The sequence below is a fragment of the Rhizobium sp. NLR16a genome (assembly GCF_017948245.1).
Classification (GTDB): Bacteria; Pseudomonadota; Alphaproteobacteria; order Rhizobiales; family Rhizobiaceae; genus Rhizobium.
Genome location: NZ_CP072865.1, coordinates 3987092 through 4003246, shown reverse-complemented (window position 1 = coordinate 4003246; position 16155 = coordinate 3987092). Strand labels below are relative to the sequence as shown.

Annotated in this window: 15 protein-coding genes; 3 read left to right on the top strand and 12 right to left on the bottom strand. The window is 62.6% G+C overall.

Translation table 11 applies throughout. The annotated features are described in order from the left end of the window. Positions 1-282 precede the first annotated feature (282 nt). The 8 genes from rpsO to rimP form a co-directional block, all read right to left on the bottom strand. On the bottom strand, positions 283-552 hold the full coding sequence (gene rpsO / locus J7U39_RS19435) for a 30S ribosomal protein S15 (protein WP_009997779.1): 270 nt from the start codon (positions 550-552) through the stop codon (positions 283-285). A 151-nt stretch (positions 553-703) separates the two neighbouring features. Continuing rightward, complete coding sequence (locus J7U39_RS19430; protein ID WP_210629658.1) at positions 704-1552, bottom strand: alpha/beta hydrolase; 849 nt, start codon at positions 1550-1552, stop codon at positions 704-706. A 79-nt stretch (positions 1553-1631) separates the two neighbouring features. Continuing rightward, complete coding sequence (gene truB, locus J7U39_RS19425) at positions 1632-2564, bottom strand: tRNA pseudouridine(55) synthase TruB (RefSeq protein WP_210629657.1); 933 nt, start codon at positions 2562-2564, stop codon at positions 1632-1634. A gap of 12 nt (positions 2565-2576) precedes the next feature. Further along, the gene (gene rbfA / locus J7U39_RS19420) at positions 2577-2981 is read right to left on the bottom strand and encodes a 30S ribosome-binding factor RbfA (protein ID WP_009993666.1); all 405 of its coding nucleotides are present in this window, start codon (positions 2979-2981) and stop codon (positions 2577-2579) included. A 150-nt stretch (positions 2982-3131) separates the two neighbouring features. Then, positions 3132-5885: a translation initiation factor IF-2 gene (gene infB / locus J7U39_RS19415; RefSeq protein WP_210629656.1), complete on the bottom strand. Its 2754-nt coding sequence runs from the start codon at positions 5883-5885 to the stop codon at positions 3132-3134. Between the two features lie 102 nt (positions 5886-5987). Next, positions 5988-6680, bottom strand: coding sequence for an RNA-binding protein (locus tag J7U39_RS19410; protein WP_210629655.1), 693 nt, complete (start codon positions 6678-6680; stop codon positions 5988-5990). Beyond that, a complete protein-coding gene (gene nusA, locus J7U39_RS19405) occupies positions 6677-8278 on the bottom strand; it encodes a transcription termination factor NusA (protein WP_210629654.1) in 1602 nt (533 codons plus the stop codon). The genes J7U39_RS19410 and nusA overlap by 4 nt, the downstream gene beginning before the upstream one ends. Before the next feature lie 59 nt (positions 8279-8337). Continuing rightward, positions 8338-8943 (bottom strand): ribosome maturation factor RimP, encoded by a 606-nt coding sequence (gene rimP / locus J7U39_RS19400; protein ID WP_088396888.1) that lies wholly within the window; start codon positions 8941-8943, stop codon positions 8338-8340. A 244-nt stretch (positions 8944-9187) separates the two neighbouring features. Here rimP and J7U39_RS19395 point away from each other — a divergent pair, with 244 nt between their 5' ends. Continuing rightward, positions 9188-10819 (top strand): MFS transporter, encoded by a 1632-nt coding sequence (locus J7U39_RS19395; protein ID WP_210629653.1) that lies wholly within the window; start codon positions 9188-9190, stop codon positions 10817-10819. Positions 10820-10827: 8 nt separating this feature from the next. Continuing rightward, on the top strand, positions 10828-11283 hold the full coding sequence (locus tag J7U39_RS19390) for a GNAT family N-acetyltransferase (protein ID WP_210629652.1): 456 nt from the start codon (positions 10828-10830) through the stop codon (positions 11281-11283). Positions 11284-11289: 6 nt separating this feature from the next. Here the strand turns inward: J7U39_RS19390 and J7U39_RS19385 are convergent, their stop codons facing one another. Then, positions 11290-12528: a lytic murein transglycosylase gene (locus J7U39_RS19385; protein ID WP_210629651.1), complete on the bottom strand. Its 1239-nt coding sequence runs from the start codon at positions 12526-12528 to the stop codon at positions 11290-11292. 11 nt (positions 12529-12539) lie between these two features. After that, on the bottom strand, positions 12540-13145 hold the full coding sequence (gene recR, locus J7U39_RS19380) for a recombination mediator RecR (RefSeq protein WP_210629650.1): 606 nt from the start codon (positions 13143-13145) through the stop codon (positions 12540-12542). A 57-nt stretch (positions 13146-13202) separates the two neighbouring features. On the opposite strand from recR, the gene J7U39_RS19375 reads away from it, so the two are divergent. Then, complete coding sequence (locus tag J7U39_RS19375) at positions 13203-13820, top strand: MOSC domain-containing protein (RefSeq protein ID WP_210629649.1); 618 nt, start codon at positions 13203-13205, stop codon at positions 13818-13820. 84 nt (positions 13821-13904) lie between these two features. On the opposite strand, the gene J7U39_RS19370 is transcribed toward J7U39_RS19375, so the two are convergent. Further along, positions 13905-14228 carry a YbaB/EbfC family nucleoid-associated protein gene (locus J7U39_RS19370; protein WP_210629648.1) on the bottom strand — a complete coding sequence of 108 codons (324 nt, stop codon included), beginning with the start codon at positions 14226-14228 and terminating at the stop codon, positions 13905-13907. Between the two features lie 22 nt (positions 14229-14250). Beyond that, positions 14251-16116, bottom strand: a complete 1866-nt coding sequence (locus J7U39_RS19365; protein WP_210629647.1) for a DNA polymerase III subunit gamma/tau — start codon at positions 16114-16116, stop codon at positions 14251-14253. Between the last annotated feature and the right edge of the window lie 39 nt (positions 16117-16155).

Below are 16155 nucleotides of genomic sequence, written 5' to 3'. Positions count from 1 at the left end.
TCAATGTGACGTATCACGGGCAAGACAACGGGAGGCTTTTCATCGGCAGTTTCTCGAACGTGAGAGTTCCTGAGAAACTTGGGCCAAAGCCTTGGAGAGCTTTGGCCGAAAGCATCCGGCAATCCTGCCCCATGACAGGTCAGCGGTTGGTTTGGCAGAACCGGCCCATCCGGGTCTGCCGGTCGTTCCACCGCATGAGATAGGGCGCGGGCGGAACATTTCATCGGGAGCGTCGTCCCGAAACAGATCCGGCGGACGCTTAAAAGCGCCCGCCGGATAATTTTAGCGGCGGATACCCAGGCTGTTGATCAGCTTGGAATAGCGGCCTTCATCCTTCTTCTTGAGATAATCAAGAAGCGAGCGGCGGCTCGAAACCATCGTCAGCAGGCCACGGCGGGAATGGTTATCCTTCTTGTGGTCTTTGAAGTGTTCGGTCAGGTTGTTGATGCGCTCGGTCAGGATCGCGACCTGGACTTCCGGAGAACCGGTATCGCCTTCGGCGGTTGCGTATTCCTTGATCAGCGCAGCCTTGCGCTCAGCAGTGATCGACATCGGACGTTCCTTTCTATGAGAGGAGAAGACGTCGCCAAAAGCCGGGATGTCGTCCAGCTTTGGCCGTGAATGCGAGCAGGCGGACCTGACGCTGGCGCTGCCTATAAACCAAATATGCAGCGATGGAAAGAGGGGGCTCCCGCAGCCGCTTTCAACGGCCGGCCATGGCGTCCCGGATCATCGCATCATAACCGCCGGGATCCTGCAGCATGGCGAAATGGCTGGCATCCTTGAGGATGACAAGTTTTGCGCCCGGGATCTCCTTTGCCATCATCTCCGTATGGTCGAGCTTGACGGCTTCATCGTGATCGCCGATCGCAAGCGTGACGGGTACGGTGATCTTTCCAAGGTCCGCCGCCGTCCAGTTCGGCTGCGTCGCCCACATCTGAGAGATCTGGGTGACGAAGGCCTCGTATTCGGTCGGCGTCGGCGAAAGCTTTCTGTACTGGTCACCGGCAACCTCGATATAGTGGCTGAAGGTCTTGTTCTCCAAAACGTCGCCCTTAACGCCGTCCGTCGTGACGTTGGCCGCCTGAGCGATAACGCGGGTCAGCTTTTCCGGATGGTTCATCGCCATGTCGATGCCGATGATGCCGCCGTCCGACCATCCCACGAGCGTCACCTTGTCGATCTTCAGATAGTCGAGAAGGGCAACGTAGTCCGAGGTCATCAGATCGTAGCCGAAAGCCTGCCCGCTACGTGTCGACCGGCCGTGACCGCGGCTGTCGGCGACGATGACCAGATGATCCCGAGCAAACTCCGCCACCTGATGACCCCAGACGTCGGCATTTCCAAGACCGCCATGGATGAAGAGGATCGGATCGCCTTCACCATATTCGGCGTAATACATCTTGATGTCGTTCACATCAGCCATGCCGCTCGTCTTCGGCGTGGGCATTGAAGGAAAGGCGGGAAGCTCGGCCCATCGTTCGGTGGCTTGGGCGCCGGCAACGATCAGGAACAACGAAAAGAACGTCAGTACTTTCGCGATTCTACGCATGGTTTTCCCCTCGAGCCACCATGGCCCAAGGGCAAGGATATCGTATCGCTACCGCCTGACAATCGTCAGTGGTACGGATTCAGGCGAAAACCCGCTTCGGTCGAAACTCGCCCTGGCCGATTTCGCCGATCGCGATCAGCCTGCCGCGTGCCGTCGCATAGGCTTCGCTCTCGGCAATCGGCGCATCGCGGCCGCGCACCAGGATCGGATTACCCATCTTCAGCCGGTGCGCCTGGTCGTCGTTGATGACGAGATGGGGCAGGGCCGACAATGCTTCGCAGGTGTCGATCAGCAGCGCATCGAGGGCGGCGAGCCGCTCATCCATATCCTCGATCGATTCCAGCGCCACGAGGTTTGCGAGCGGAACCATGACCTCTTCCGAAAAGGGCGCGACAAAAGTGCGCCGCAGCCCTGATATATGTCCGTAGCAGCCGAGTTCGCGGCCAAAATCGCGGGCAAGCGCCCTGACATAGGTGCCCTTGCCGCATTCCACTTCGAAATGCGCGGTATTGGCGTCCGGGCAGGCAAGCAGGGTCAGCCGGAAGATTTCCACTTCCCGCGAGGGGATCTCGACGGCTTCGCCGTCGCGCGCCAGGTCGTAGGCGCGTTCTCCCGCTATCTTGACGGCGGAAAACTGCGGCGGCACCTGGCTGATGGTGCCGATATATTTGGGCAGGATATCGCGAATCTGCTGTTCGCTCGGCCGCTTGTTCGAACTCTCAGTGACCTCGCCTTCGAGATCGTCGGTGGCGCGCTCCTCGCCCCAGCTCACCGTGAATTCATAGATCTTCCGGCCGTCCATCACATAGGGAACGGTCTTGGTTGCATCGCCGAGCGCGATCGGCAGCATGCCGGAGGCCAGCGGATCGAGCGTGCCGGCATGGCCGGCCTTCTGCGCCTTATAGAGCCACTTGATCTTGGAAACGGCTTCCGTCGAGCCGAAATCCACCGGCTTGTCGAGAATCAGCCAGCCGGAAATCGGTCGGCCCTTGGGTTTGCGTGGTTTGGACATCAGTCTCTTCTGTTACTGTTCGTCGTTGTCGCCATCGAGATCTCGGCTCACCTCGGGCGAACGCAGCAGCTCGTCGATCTTCTTGTAATTGTCGAAGCTGGTGTCGTCGCGGAAGCGCACCTCCGGCATGTATTTCATCTGCCGAAGCTGGGGCCCGAGCCGGCCGCGGATGAACTTCGCATGGCGGTTCAACGCCTCGATGACGATGCTGTGGTCGGAAACGCCGAGCGGCGTCACATAAGCCGTGGCGATCTTGAGATCGGGCGACATGCGCACTTCGGAGATCGAAATCACGGTCGCCTCGATGATGTCGTCACGCACTTCACCGCGCTGCAGCACCTGGGTGATCGCGGCGCGGACTTGTTCGCCAACGCGCAGCATGCGCTGCGAAGGCGCGGAGGATGTTGGTCTGGTCATTGTTATCTCTGTTTGCCGATGCGGCTGGGAATCGAACCCGTCAAAGGAGAGCGTCCATGACTCTTTTGGCCGAAAAGGTCAAGCCGGCAGATAGAAAAGCCACCCGCCGGAGAGCGGATGGCTTTTGTCAAGCTGCTGTAACGCCGAGGATCAGAGCGTGCGTGTGATATGTTCGACGCGGAAGCACTCGATGACGTCGCCGACGCGCATGTCTTCGTAGTTTTCGAAGGCCATGCCGCACTCCTGGCCCATCGGCACTTCGGAGACTTCGTCCTTGAAGCGCTTGAGGGTCTTGAGCTTGCCTTCGTGAACGACGACGTCGTTGCGGATGAGGCGCACACCCGCCCCGCGCTCGACCTTGCCTTCGACAACGCGGCAACCGGCCACCTTGCCGACCTTGGTGATGTTGAACACCTCCAGGATTTCGGCATTGCCGATAAAGGTCTCGCGCCGTTCCGGAGACAGGAGGCCCGACATCGCTGCCTTCACGTCATCCACGAGGTCGTAGATGATGTTGTAGTAGCGGATCTCGATGCCCTGGCGCTCGGCGAACTGGCGTGCCTGCGCATTGGCGCGAACGTTGAAGCCGATGATGGCCGCGTTCGAGGCTTCGGCGAGCGAAATATCCGACTCGGTGATGCCGCCTGCGCCCGAATGGACGATGCGGGCACGGACCTCGTCGGTGCCGAGCTTTTCCAGCGCGCCGGCAATCGCTTCGATCGAACCCTGCACGTCGCCCTTGATGACGAGCGGGAACTCCTTGATGCCGGTGCTCTGCATCTGCGTCATCATCTGTTCCAGCGAACCGCGCTGTCCCGACTGGCGGGCAGCCGCCTTGTCGCGGGCAAGACGCTGACGGTATTCCGAGATTTCGCGGGCGCGGCTTTCGCTCTCGACGACGGCGAACTTGTCACCCGCCTGCGGCGTGCCGGAAAGGCCAAGCACTTCGACGGGCATCGCCGGCGGTGCTTCCTTCATATGCTCGCCCTTGTCGTTGACGAGCGCGCGCACACGGCCCCAGACATCGCCTGCGACGATGATCTGGCCCGGCTTCAGCGTACCGTTCTGAACGAGAACCGTGGCAACCGAGCCGCGGCCGCGGTCGAGCTGAGCTTCGATGACGGTACCTTCCGCGGTGCGGTTCGGATTGGCCTTGAGGTCAAGGATTTCCGCCTGCAGCAGAACGGCTTCGAGCAGCTTGTCGAGGTTCTTGCCTGTCTTGGCCGACACTTCGACGTCAAGCGTTTCACCGCCCATCGATTCCACGAAGACTTCGTGCTGCAGAAGCTGGTTGCGCACCTTCTGCGGATCGGCTTCGTGCTTGTCGATCTTGTTGATCGCCACGATGATCGGAACACCGGCCGCCTTGGCGTGATTGATCGATTCGATCGTCTGCGGCATGACGCTGTCGTCGGCTGCCACGACCAGGATCGCGATGTCGGTCGCCTGCGCGCCGCGGGCACGCATCGCCGTGAAGGCGGCGTGGCCGGGGGTGTCGATGAAGGTGATCTTCTGGCCGTTCTGTTCCACCTGATAGGCGCCGATGTGCTGCGTGATGCCGCCGGCTTCGCCGGCAACCACGTTGGCATGGCGGATGGCGTCGAGCAGCGAGGTCTTGCCGTGGTCGACGTGGCCCATGATGGTGACGACGGGCGGACGCGAAACGCGGTCGCCTTCGACATCGGCGATGTCAAAGATGCCGAGTTCGACGTCGGATTCAGAGACACGCTTGACGGTATGGCCGAATTCGCCGGCGATGAGTTCGGCAAGGTCGGCGTCGATGACGTCGCCCGGCTTCATCATCTGGCCTTCCTTCATCAGGTACTTGATGACGTCGACGGCGCGTTCGGACATGCGCTGCGACAGTTCCTGAATGGTGATGGTCTCCGGCAGGACGACTTCGCGGGAAATCTTCTCGCGAGTCTCCTGCATCTGGCTGCGGCGGAACTTCTCCTGCCGGCGGCGCATCGCCGAAAGCGAACGGCTGCGGCCGGCGTCCTCACCGTCGACGTCGGCGGTGGTGATCGTCAGCTTGCCGCGACGGCGCTCCTCATCCGTTTTCGGACGGGTCGTCACCGGTTTTGCAGGTTCGGGGCGAACGACGCGGCCGCGCGCCGGACCGCTGCGCGAAGCGCCACGGTCGTCATCGTCGCCGTCATTGCGACGGCCGCGCACGCCAGCTGGCGCGCCGGGCGCCGGGCGAGCGGCTGCTCCGTCGGCATCGGGCCGGCGTGCTGCCGGCGCGGGTGCTGCCGGGCGCGGGGTCGTGTTCGGGCGAGCCTCGGCCGTAGCGGGAGCCGGCGCTGCAGCAGCGGCTACCGGTTCGGCGGCGGCAGCGGCGGCCGCTTCGGCCTGCAGGGCTGCCTCTTCGACGGCTCTGCGTGCGGCTTCCTCCGCTTCAGCTGCCTTGCGGACAGCCTCTTCGGCGGCGCGGCGCTTTTCTTCCTCGGCGCGGCGGATCGCATCCTGGGCGTCACGCGCCTGAGATTCGGCGAGCGCACGGCGGCGCGCATCCATTTCCTCAGGCGACAGATGGTTCAGCACGACAGGGCGCGGGCGATCGTTCGGACGCGGCTGCTGATAGGACTGCTGCGGACGCTGGTTGGCTTGGCTGCCGCCGGGCTGATGAATCCGCGGTGCCGGCGTCGACTGCTGCGGACGCGCCTGAGCAGGTGCCGGCGCCGGTTCGGCTGCGCGAACCGGAGCTGCGGGGGCTGCAGGCGTGATCGGCTTTTCGTCTTCCGGGCGCATCGGGCGCCGCTTGCGGGTCTCGACCACGACCGCCTTGGTGCGACCCCGACCCATATCCTGGCGAACGGTGCCCTGGCTCATCCCCGATGGTTTCAGGGTGAGCGTCTTCTTGCCCGTTACGCTGAGTGTCTTGTCGTCGTTACTATCGGTCATTCGTTCCCGTTCCTTCGGACAGGGAGCGATGACTAGATCAGACCCTGTCGTTCAAATACTGTCGATCAATGAGAATGAGACCGGCCGATGCCGGTGACCGCCTCATTGTTGTTGCCGGCCAGCGCCGCCCGCTGCCCGGGACTGACCGCCAATACGGTACTGTTCGAGCATCTTTGCGCGCTTCACTACACCCTCACCCGCCTGCCCTGCAAGCACTGCGGCATGGATAAAAGCATTCTGGCCCATCAGGCCTTCCATTTCGCTCTCCGAGAAGAAACGGTAGGAAGGTATCTCCTCCTCGGTCTCCATTCCGAGGTGCCAGGCCTTGCGGGCCTGGTCGATTTTTCGCACTCCATCATCCGCTGCGTCAGTGGCGTGAAACACCGCAAGGGCTGCTCCACTTCTGACTGCGGCATCCACTTTCGAGGCGCCGCTGACGAACTGGCCGGCCTTGCGCGCCATGTTCATCATCTGCATCACTTGCGCCGCCAGCAGCCGGTCGACGCTCGCGCCGAGATCGTCTGCTGCCTTCACTTCCGTTTTCAGCGCCCGGGCGAACAGCTTTTTCGCCACCGCCCTGTCGACCAGCGACCGGTCGGCCTTCACCCAGCAGCCGCGCCCCGGAAGCTCGCGCTTCAGGTCGGCGACGACGGTTCCGTCGGGAGCCGCGACGAAGCGGATCAGCTCCTCCGGCGATCCGCTTTCGCGCGTCACGATGCACATGCGTCCGTTCACGTCATACCCTGCAAGATCGTCGTCCTCAGGAAGAACGTTCGGCTCATGCGCGGTCATCATGCTTCCTGTTCGGCTTCGATGACCTCTTCCTCGGTCCCCTTCGCCAGGTCCTCTTCGGTGATCCAGCCGGCCGCGAGGCGGGCCTGCACGATCATCTGCTCGGCCTCGACACGCGAGACGTCGAACTTCGAGAACAGTCCTTCGAATTTTTTCGTTTCGCCGTTCTTGCGTTCCGTCCAGCCGACGAGGTCATCGGCCGCACAACCGGCAAAGTCCTCGATCGTCTTGATGCCGTCCTCGCCGAGCGCCACCATCATCTGGGCGGTCATGCCGTCGATCTGGCGCAGCTCGTCCTCAACGCCGAGCGCCTTGCGCTTCTCGTCCATCTCGGCTTCGAGACGCTCGAGGAATTCGCGGGCGCGCTGCTGGATTTCCTGCGCCGTCTCTTCGTCGAAACCGTCGATCGAGGAGATTTCGTCGAGATCGACATAGGCAAGTTCTTCGACGGCGGCAAAGCCTTCCGACGCCAGAACCTGGCCGACCATCTCGTCGACGTCGAGCGAATCCATGAACAGGTTGGTGCGCTCGTTGAATTCCTTCTGACGGCGTTCCGATTCCTCGGCCTCCGTCATGATATCGATATCCCAGCCGGTCAGCTGCGAAGCGAGGCGGACATTCTGGCCGCGGCGGCCGATCGCAAGCGACAGCTGCTCGTCGGGAACGACGACTTCGATGCGCTCGGCGTCCTCGTCGAGAACGACCTTGGCCACTTCCGCCGGCTGCAGGGCGTTGACGACGAAGGTCGCCGGGTCCTGGCTCCAGGGGATGATGTCGATCTTCTCACCCTGGAGTTCGCCGACGACGGCCTGGACGCGCGAGCCGCGCATACCGACACAGGCGCCGACCGGATCGATCGAGCTGTCGTTCGAGATCACCGCGATCTTGGCGCGCGAACCCGGATCGCGGGCGACCGACTTCACCTGGATGATGCCGTCGTAGATCTCAGGCACTTCCATGGTGAAGAGCTTCACCATGAACTGCGGATGTGTGCGCGACAGGAAAATCTGCGGACCGCGCTGCTCCCGACGAACATCATATACGTATGCACGGACGCGATCGCCATAGCGCACGTTCTCGCGCGGGATCATTTCGTCGCGGCGGATGATGCCTTCACCACGGCCGAGATCGACGATGACGTTGCCGTATTCGACGCGCTTGACGGTGCCGTTGACGATTTCGCCGACGCGATCCTTGAATTCGTCGAACTGGCGGTCGCGCTCGGCTTCACGCACCTTCTGCACGATCACCTGCTTGGCGGACTGTGCGGCGATGCGGCCGAAATCCATCGGCGGCAGCGGATCGGCGATGAAATCGCCAAGGGCTGCGTCCGGATTGCGGTCGCGGGCAAGCTCTAGCGGGATCTGCGTCGAATAATCCTCGGCCTTGTCGACCACTTCGAGCAGACGCTGCAGACGGATTTCACCGGTCTTCGGATTGATGTCGGCCCGGATGTTGGATTCGGTGCCGTAACGGGAGCGCGCCGCCTTTTGGATGGCATCGGCCATTGCGGCAAGCACGATCTCCCGGTCGATGACTTTTTCGCGCGCCACTGCATCTGCGATCTGCAGAAGTTCGAGCCGGTTCGCACTGACTGCCATTGTCTTGTTTCTCCGTCTTTACTCCAGGGTTCCCGTCCCTGTAGCGGTCTGTTGATCGGTTATTCCTGGTCGTCTGCTTCGTTCTGGTTCGCGGCCTGCGCTTTCGCCAGCTTGTCGGCGCGCAACGCATCGCGGATCAGATCGTCGGTCAGAATGAGCTTCGCATCGCTAAGCGCCGTGAAGGGAATGACGACCTTCTGCTCTTCCCCATAGGCGACCTGGTCACGCTCGAGCGTGAATCCATCGGCGTCTGCTTCGACGATCTTGCCGCGGAAGCGTTTGCGGTTGCCGATCATGATCGACGTTTCGCACTTTACAAGGTGGCCCTGCCAGCGGACGAAATCGGATTTCCGCACCATCGGACGGTCGATGCCGGGCGAAGACACCTCGAGATGATACTCTTTATCGATCGGATCTTCCACATCGAGGACGGGAGAAATCGCCATCGAGACTTCTTCGCAGTCCTGAACCGTCATCGTGCCGTCATTGCGCTCGGCCATCACCTGCATCGTGGCGCCGTTCTGGTTCAGCATGCGCACGCGGATCAGCCGGAAGCCCATGCCGACGAGAACCGGTTCGATGATATCGGCAAGACGCTGGTCGAGCCCGGTTTCGGTAATCAGCCGCGGCTCAAGTTCGTTGTCTGCGTTTGTCATGTCCGACAAGCGGCGCTCCTCGCAATTTCAAGCTGTTCAGGCGATCGAGCTAATAAAAAAGAGCGGGTCCTTGCGGCCCACTCTTCATCAAGCGATCAAGAATTTGAGAGCCATATAGTCGGGTTTTTCCGAAATTGCAAGGTCTGAGAGCGATTCCGCCAATTCATGCCGGGCGAGGAGAACGGACCTATGGCCAGCGATCGTCTTCCGCATATATTGCCGTTGGCACACAATAACAAAAGCGGGAGACATCGTGGGCTATACATCGTCGACACTGGCGCCCTTGCGGCACGATACCTACCGCACCATCTGGTTCGCCAGCCTTTCCTCGAATTTCGGCGGCCTGATCCAGGCGGTGGGTGCCGCCTGGATGATGACGACGATTACCGCCTCGGAGGACATGGTCGCGCTGGTGCAGACCTCGACAGCGCTGCCGATTATGCTGTTTTCACTGATATCGGGGGCGTTGGCCGATAATTTTGATCGCCGCCGGGTTATGCTGACGGCGCAGTGCATGATGCTGACGGTTTCGGCGTTGCTGACGGCGTCGGCCCTTCTTGGTTGGGTCACGCCCTGGCTGCTGCTCTTCTTCACCTTCCTGATCGGCTGCGGCACGGCGCTCAACAACCCCTCCTGGCAGGCCTCCGTCGGCGATATGGTGCCGCGCGCCGATCTGCCCGGCGCCGTCACGCTGAACAGCATGGGCTTCAACATCACCCGCAGCGTCGGCCCGGCGATCGGCGGCGTCATTGTGGCGGCAGCGGGTGCCGCCGCGGCCTTTGCGGTTAACACCGCAAGTTACCTCGCCCTGATCTACGCCCTGCTGCGCTGGCGCCCGAGCACGCCCGTCTCCACCCTGCCGCGCGAAGCGCTCGGCAGCGCCATCTTCGCCGGCCTGCGTTATGTCTCGATGTCGCCCAATCTTGAAAAGGTCCTCGTGCGAGGGCTGGTTTTCGGCATCGGCGCGAGCTCGATCCTGGCGCTGCTGCCGGTCGTCGCCCTCGATCTCGTTGCCGGCGGTCCGCTGACCTATGGCTTCATGCTCGGCGCCTTCGGCATCGGTGCGATCGGCGGTGCGGTGCTGAGTGCGAGAATTCGCCAGGCGCTGTCCAGCGAGACGATCATCCGCCTGGCCTTTGCCGGTTTCGCGCTGAGTGCCGTCATCGCCGCCTACAGTCCGAGCGCCGTGCTGACCTCCGCCGGCTTGCTCGTCTCCGGCGCCTGCTGGGTCTCGGCGTTGTCGCTCTTCAACACCATCGTGCAGCTGTCGACGCCGCGCTGGGTGGTCGGCCGCGCGCTGTCGCTCTACCAGACCGTCACCTTCGGCGGCATCGCCGGCGGCAGCTGGCTCTGGGGTGTCGCCGCCGATCGCTATGGGGTCGCCGATGCGCTGCTGATGTCATCTGTTGTCATGCTGCTCGGCATTGCGATCGGCCTGCGCTTTTCCATGCCGGCCTTCGCCTCGCTCAATCTCGATCCCTTAAACCGCTTCACTGCGCCGGCCTTGAGCCTCGACATCACCCCGCGCAGCGGCCCGATCGTCATTCAGGTCGACTACCAGATCGCCGACGACGACCTGGCGGAATTCATGGCGCTGATGGGCGAGCGCCGCCGCATCCGCATCCGGGACGGCGCGCGCAACTGGGCGCTGATGCGCGATCTCGAAAATCCCGGGCTGTGGACCGAGACCTACCATACGCCGACCTGGGTCGAATATATAAGACACAACCAGCGGCGCACGCAGGCCGACGCCGAAAACATCGACCGGCTGCGCGCGCTCCACCGCGGCGAAGGCCCGCCCCATGTCCACCGCATGATCGAGCGCCAGGCCATCCCGCCAGACGACGATGTCTTCCACAAGGCGCCGATCGATCTGCATCATTGAGACCAGCCATGCACAGTTTCAGGATTGCCCACCGATCCGATCTCGCCGCCATCGTCCGGCTTCTCGCCGATGACGATCTCGGCGCCGCCAGAGAAATTGTCTCCGATCCCGTTGACGCGCGTTATCTCTCGGCTTTCGCGGCGATCGAGGCGGATGCCAACCAGCTGCTGGCTGTCGCAACCGACGCCTCCGACCAGGTCGTCGGTTGCCTGCAGCTGAGCTTTCTTCCCGGCCTCTCCCGGACCGGCATGTGGCGCGGTCAGATCGAAAGCGTCCGTGTCGCAAGAGAGCTTCGCGGTTCGGGTCTCGGCGCGCAGTTCATCGAATGGGCGGTCGCCCAATGCGTCGAGCGCGGCTGCGGCCTCGTGCAGCTGACATCGGACAAAACGCGGAAAGACTCGATCCGCTTCTACGAGAAGCTCGGCTTCGTCGCCAGCCATATGGGCATGAAGCGCAGCCTGTGAAGCCGGCTACTTCAGCTTGCCCTTCATGCTGGCTTCGGGAAAACATGTCGGCTTCATGCCGTTCTTCTCCTGCCACTGGCCGATCGAGCGCCGCGTCTTGTAGCCCGGCAATCCGTCGGAACCGCCGACGTCATAACCCTGGCGCTCCAGCGCCTTCTGCATGGCGGCGACATCCGAACGCAGCATCTTGCCGACATCGCCCCATTCGCCCTCGAAGGTGCCGCCGTTCGAGGCGATCCGGTCGGCGAGATTGCCGATATAGAGCGCGTAGAGGTCGGAGTTGTTATACTCCTTGATGATGTAGAAATTCGGCGTGACGATGAATTCCGGACCGTCGCGGCCGGCCGGCACCAGCATCATCCCTTGAGCCTTCATCTCACCTGAGGGAAAGGCCTTGCCGGAGATGCGCTCAATGCCGAGCGAGGCCCAGTGCGAAAGCGGCTTTGCGAGATCAAGCCCCTCCTGCGCGCAGGAGACCGCTTCGGGTATCGATACCTCGAAGCCCCAGTCACGATCGCGCTGCCAGCCCTTCTTGACCAGATAGTTGGCGATCGAGGCGAGCGTATCCGGCACCGAGGTCCAGATGTTGCGGTGGCCGTCGCCGTCGAAATCCACCGCATATTTCAGATAACTCGTCGGCATGAATTGCGGCTGGCCGAGCGCGCCGGCCCATGAGCTCTTGAAATCGACGGGTGTGACGTCGCCGCCGTCGAGAATGTGCAGTGCCGCCAGCAGCTCGGTACGGAACATCTCCTTGCGCGACGACATGAAGGCCTTGGTCGCCAGTACCTCGATCGCCGAATTCGGGATCTTCGCGGCCCCGAAGCCCGTCTCCCGGCCCCAGATGGCAAGCACGATCGAGCCCGGCACGCCATAGGTCTTCTCGATCCGCTTCAGCGTCGAGCCATATTGCGCGGCAAAGCCGCGTCCCGTTACGGCAAGCCTCTTCAGCCGGTCCTCGTTGAAATAGGGACCGGGCGAGGAAAATTCGGCCTGCGTCTGCTTCTGCTCCTTCGGCGACGGGAAGCCGGGCGGGGCGAGATCGGGCAGGTTCCAGTTCAGCGTGACGCCGGAGAAGGCGGCCTGGAAGGTCTTCTCGGAAATGCCGCCTGTCTTTGCTTCCGGCCAGAGGTCCTTCTGCACCCAGTTTTCGAACTGCGCCTCGACATCGGCTTTGGAAGGGGCCGCGTGGGAAGGGAGGGGGAGAAGCGCGGCTGTTACGGCGAGCGCGAATATTCGAAGCATAGACAAACCCCTCACATCACCGTCCGCGCCCGCAGCGCCGCCGCCAGCGTGCCCTCATCGAGATAGTCGAGCTCGCCGCCAACCGGCACGCCATGCGCCAGCCGCGTGATCTTCACCTCGAGTCCCTGCAACTGGTCGGTGATGTAATGCGCCGTCGTTTGCCCCTCGACGGTGGCGTTGACGGCGATGATCAGTTCGCGAATGCCGCCTTCGCCGATCCGGGCGACCAGCCCGCGAATGTTGAGGTCGTCGGGCCCGATCCCGTCGAGCGGCGACAGCGTGCCGCCGAGCACGTGATAGGCGGCGTTCATCGCCCCCGCCCGCTCCAGCGCCCAGAGATCGGATACGTCTTCGACGACGATGATGACGGATTGATCGCGCTGCGTGTCGGTGCAGACGGTGCAGGGGTCGACCGTGTCGACGTTGCCACAGCGCGAGCAGATCTTCACCCTGTTATAGGCTTCGCCCATCGCGTTCGACAGCGGCCCGAGCAACTGGTCCTTCTTCTTGATCAGATGCAGCGCCGCCCGGCGGGCCGAGCGCGGCCCGAGGCCCGGCACCTTCGCCAGAAGCTGGATGAGTTTTTCGATTTCGGGGCCGGTGACTCGTTTTGCCATGCGCTGTTCTTAACTGATATGGAACGAAAACGGAATCGCGGAAGGATCGGCTGCCCCATGAAAATCCTGGCGCTTTGTATCGGCAATCCGGAGAGGCTGGCCGGCAAGAGCTACAAGACCGGTATCTTCAAACGGCCCGTCAACGGCGCGGTGATGATCGACGCCGAGGGGCTGGTCGGCGATGCCATCTGCAACCGCAAACACCATGGCGGTGTCGATCAGGCGGTTTATATCGAGGGATCGCTGACGCTCGACTGGTGGAGCGAGGAGTTAGGCCGGTCTTACGAGCCCGGCACCTTCGGCGAAAACATGGTCATCTCCGGTCTCGACAATCGCGACGTTGCCGTCGGCGACCGGTTCGTATCAGGCGATCTCATCCTCGAAGTCACCGCATGCCGCATTCCCTGCGCCACCTTCGCCGCCAGGATGCACGATCCGAAATTCGTCAAACGCTACACCGATGCCGCCCGTCCCGGCATTTACTCTCGTGTCATCAGGCGCGGTGTGGCCGAGGTCGGAACGGCGGTCGAGCATCAGCCCTTTTCAGGCAATAAGGTGACGATGCCGGAGCTGATGAGAACATTCGGCCGGCAGCTTTCGGAGGCGGACCGGTCGCGATATCTCGCCGCCCCCATTCACTGCAAGCTGCGGGCGATGCTGGAAGCACAGCGTTAAGAGCGGCGTTCTGTAGGCATCGCCGGCTCGATAGCCGCATCGGCTATTGGAACCACAGTCAATATGAAGACCAATTGCCTGCTATCAGAATGGCAGCTTGAAGCCGGGCGGGATCGGCAGACCGGCGGTCAGCGCCTTTGTCTTTTCGGCGGCGAGCGCCTCGGCCTTGTCCTTGGCGTCCTTATGAGCGGCGACGATCAGATCCTCGAGGATCTCGACGTCGTTCTCCTTGAACAGCGACGGGTCGATCTTCAGGCTCTTGAGTTCGCCCTTGCCGGAGATGATGACGGTGACGAGGCCGCCGCCCGCCTTGCCTTCGGCCGTGAGCTCGGCGATTTCCGCCTGCATCTGCTCCATCTTGGCCTGCATTTCCTTGACTTTGCCCATCATGCCCATGATGTCGCGCATCGTCTCGCTCCTTCTTGAAACCTTAGAATTCTATGTCGTCGCCCGGCAGGATGTCGCCTTCCTCGGATTCGGCGACAGCCGGCGGTTTGACCTCGCCTTCCTCCTCCGGTTCGGGTGCCCGCACGCGCACGTCGATGATTTTCGCGCCCGGAAACTGCGCCAGGATTGCCGCTACGTCAGGGTCCTGGCGCGCGTCGCTCACACGCTGCTCCTGCGCCTTGGCTTCCGCCTCCACCATCGTCGGCCCGCCTTCTTCGCGGCTGGTGCTGACGATCCAGTGGATGCCGGTCCATTCCTTGAGCTTAACGGCAAGCTCGTTGAGCAGCGTATTCGGAGCGCCTTCGGTGAGGTTCACATCCAGCCGACCCGGCTCAAGACGGACCGGGCGCACGAAGTTGCGCACCAGTGCCTTCAGCTTGACGTCGCGCTTCTCGCTCGCAAGCTCGACGATGTCGGCGATGGAATTGACACGCACGAGCGGCTTCGGAGCCTCTGCGGGCCTGGCCTCGGTGCGGCCGATATTCTGCGGTTCCGGATTTGGCACGGCGCGGAGCATCGCGGTCGGCCCCGAAGGCTGCGGCCGTGGTGTCGGCTCCGTCGCCCGTGCCGTAACGCTGCTCTGATAAGGAACCCGTGTTCCGTTGCCGCCGCCATTGCCCGAAGGTGAGGAGGGCCGTTGGCCGACATTATCGCCGGAAAACTCCGTAAGCCGCCGCGCCGCATCCTCGGGCGCCGGCAGATGGGCCGCATGCGCAAGCCGGATCAGCACCATCTCGGCGGCACCCGCCGTGCGCGACGAGCCTTCCGTTTCGGGAATGCCCTTCAGCAGCATCTGCCAGATGCGCGACAGCGTCGTCACCGCAACACCCTTGGCGAATTCCGCCGCCTTGGTGCGCTCGATCTCGCTGAGAGAAGGGTCGTTTGCCGCATCCGGCACATATTTCAGTCGCGTTACCAGATGGGTGAAATCGGCAAGATCGGTGAGTACGACCACCGGATTGGCGCCGGCCTCGTACTGGTTCTGGAATTCGCCGAGGGCGGCGGCCACGTCGCCTTTGATGATATGCTGAAAGAGATCGACGATCCGGGCGCGGTCGGCAAGGCCGAGCATGCCGCGCACCGCTTCCGCCTGCACGGCGCCTGCGCCATGGGCGATCGCCTGGTCGAGCAGCGACAGGCCGTCGCGGGCAGAGCCTTCGGCGGCTCGCGCGATCATCGCCAGCGCGTCGCCTTCCGCCTCAATGCCCTCCTTGGCCGCGATTGTCGAAAACAGCCCGACGAGATCCGACGCGCTGATGCGGCGCAGGTCGAAGCGCTGGCAACGCGACAGCACGGTGATCGGCACCTTGCGGATTTCGGTGGTGGCGAAGATGAACTTCACATGCTCCGGCGGCTCTTCCAACGTCTTCAACAGGCCGTTGAAGGCCTGGGTCGACAGCATGTGCACTTCGTCGATGATATAGACCTTGTAGCGCGCCGAAACCGGCCGGTAGCGCACCTGCTCTATGATTTCTCTTATATCGTCGATACCGGTATGCGAAGCGGCATCCATTTCGATCACATCGACATGCCGGCCTTCCATGATTGCCTGGCAATGTTCGCCGGGCACACGCAGGTCGATCGTCGGCTTGTCGATTTCTGCCGTCTTGTAATTCAGCGCCCGCGCCAGGATGCGCGCCGTCGTCGTCTTGCCGACGCCGCGCACGCCGGTCAGCATATAGGCCTGGGCAATGCGGCCGGTCTCGAAGGCGTTGGTGAGCGTGCGGACCATCGGCTCCTGGCCGACCATCAGGTCCGTGAAATCCTTGGGGCGGTATTTGCGAGCCAGCACCCGGTACCCGGTGCCCGTCGAGGCGGCATCTTTTGATTGTCGCTCGGTATCGCTCATCGCCCTGCTTGTCGCCCGAAATTGTCGAGCATTTCGTGG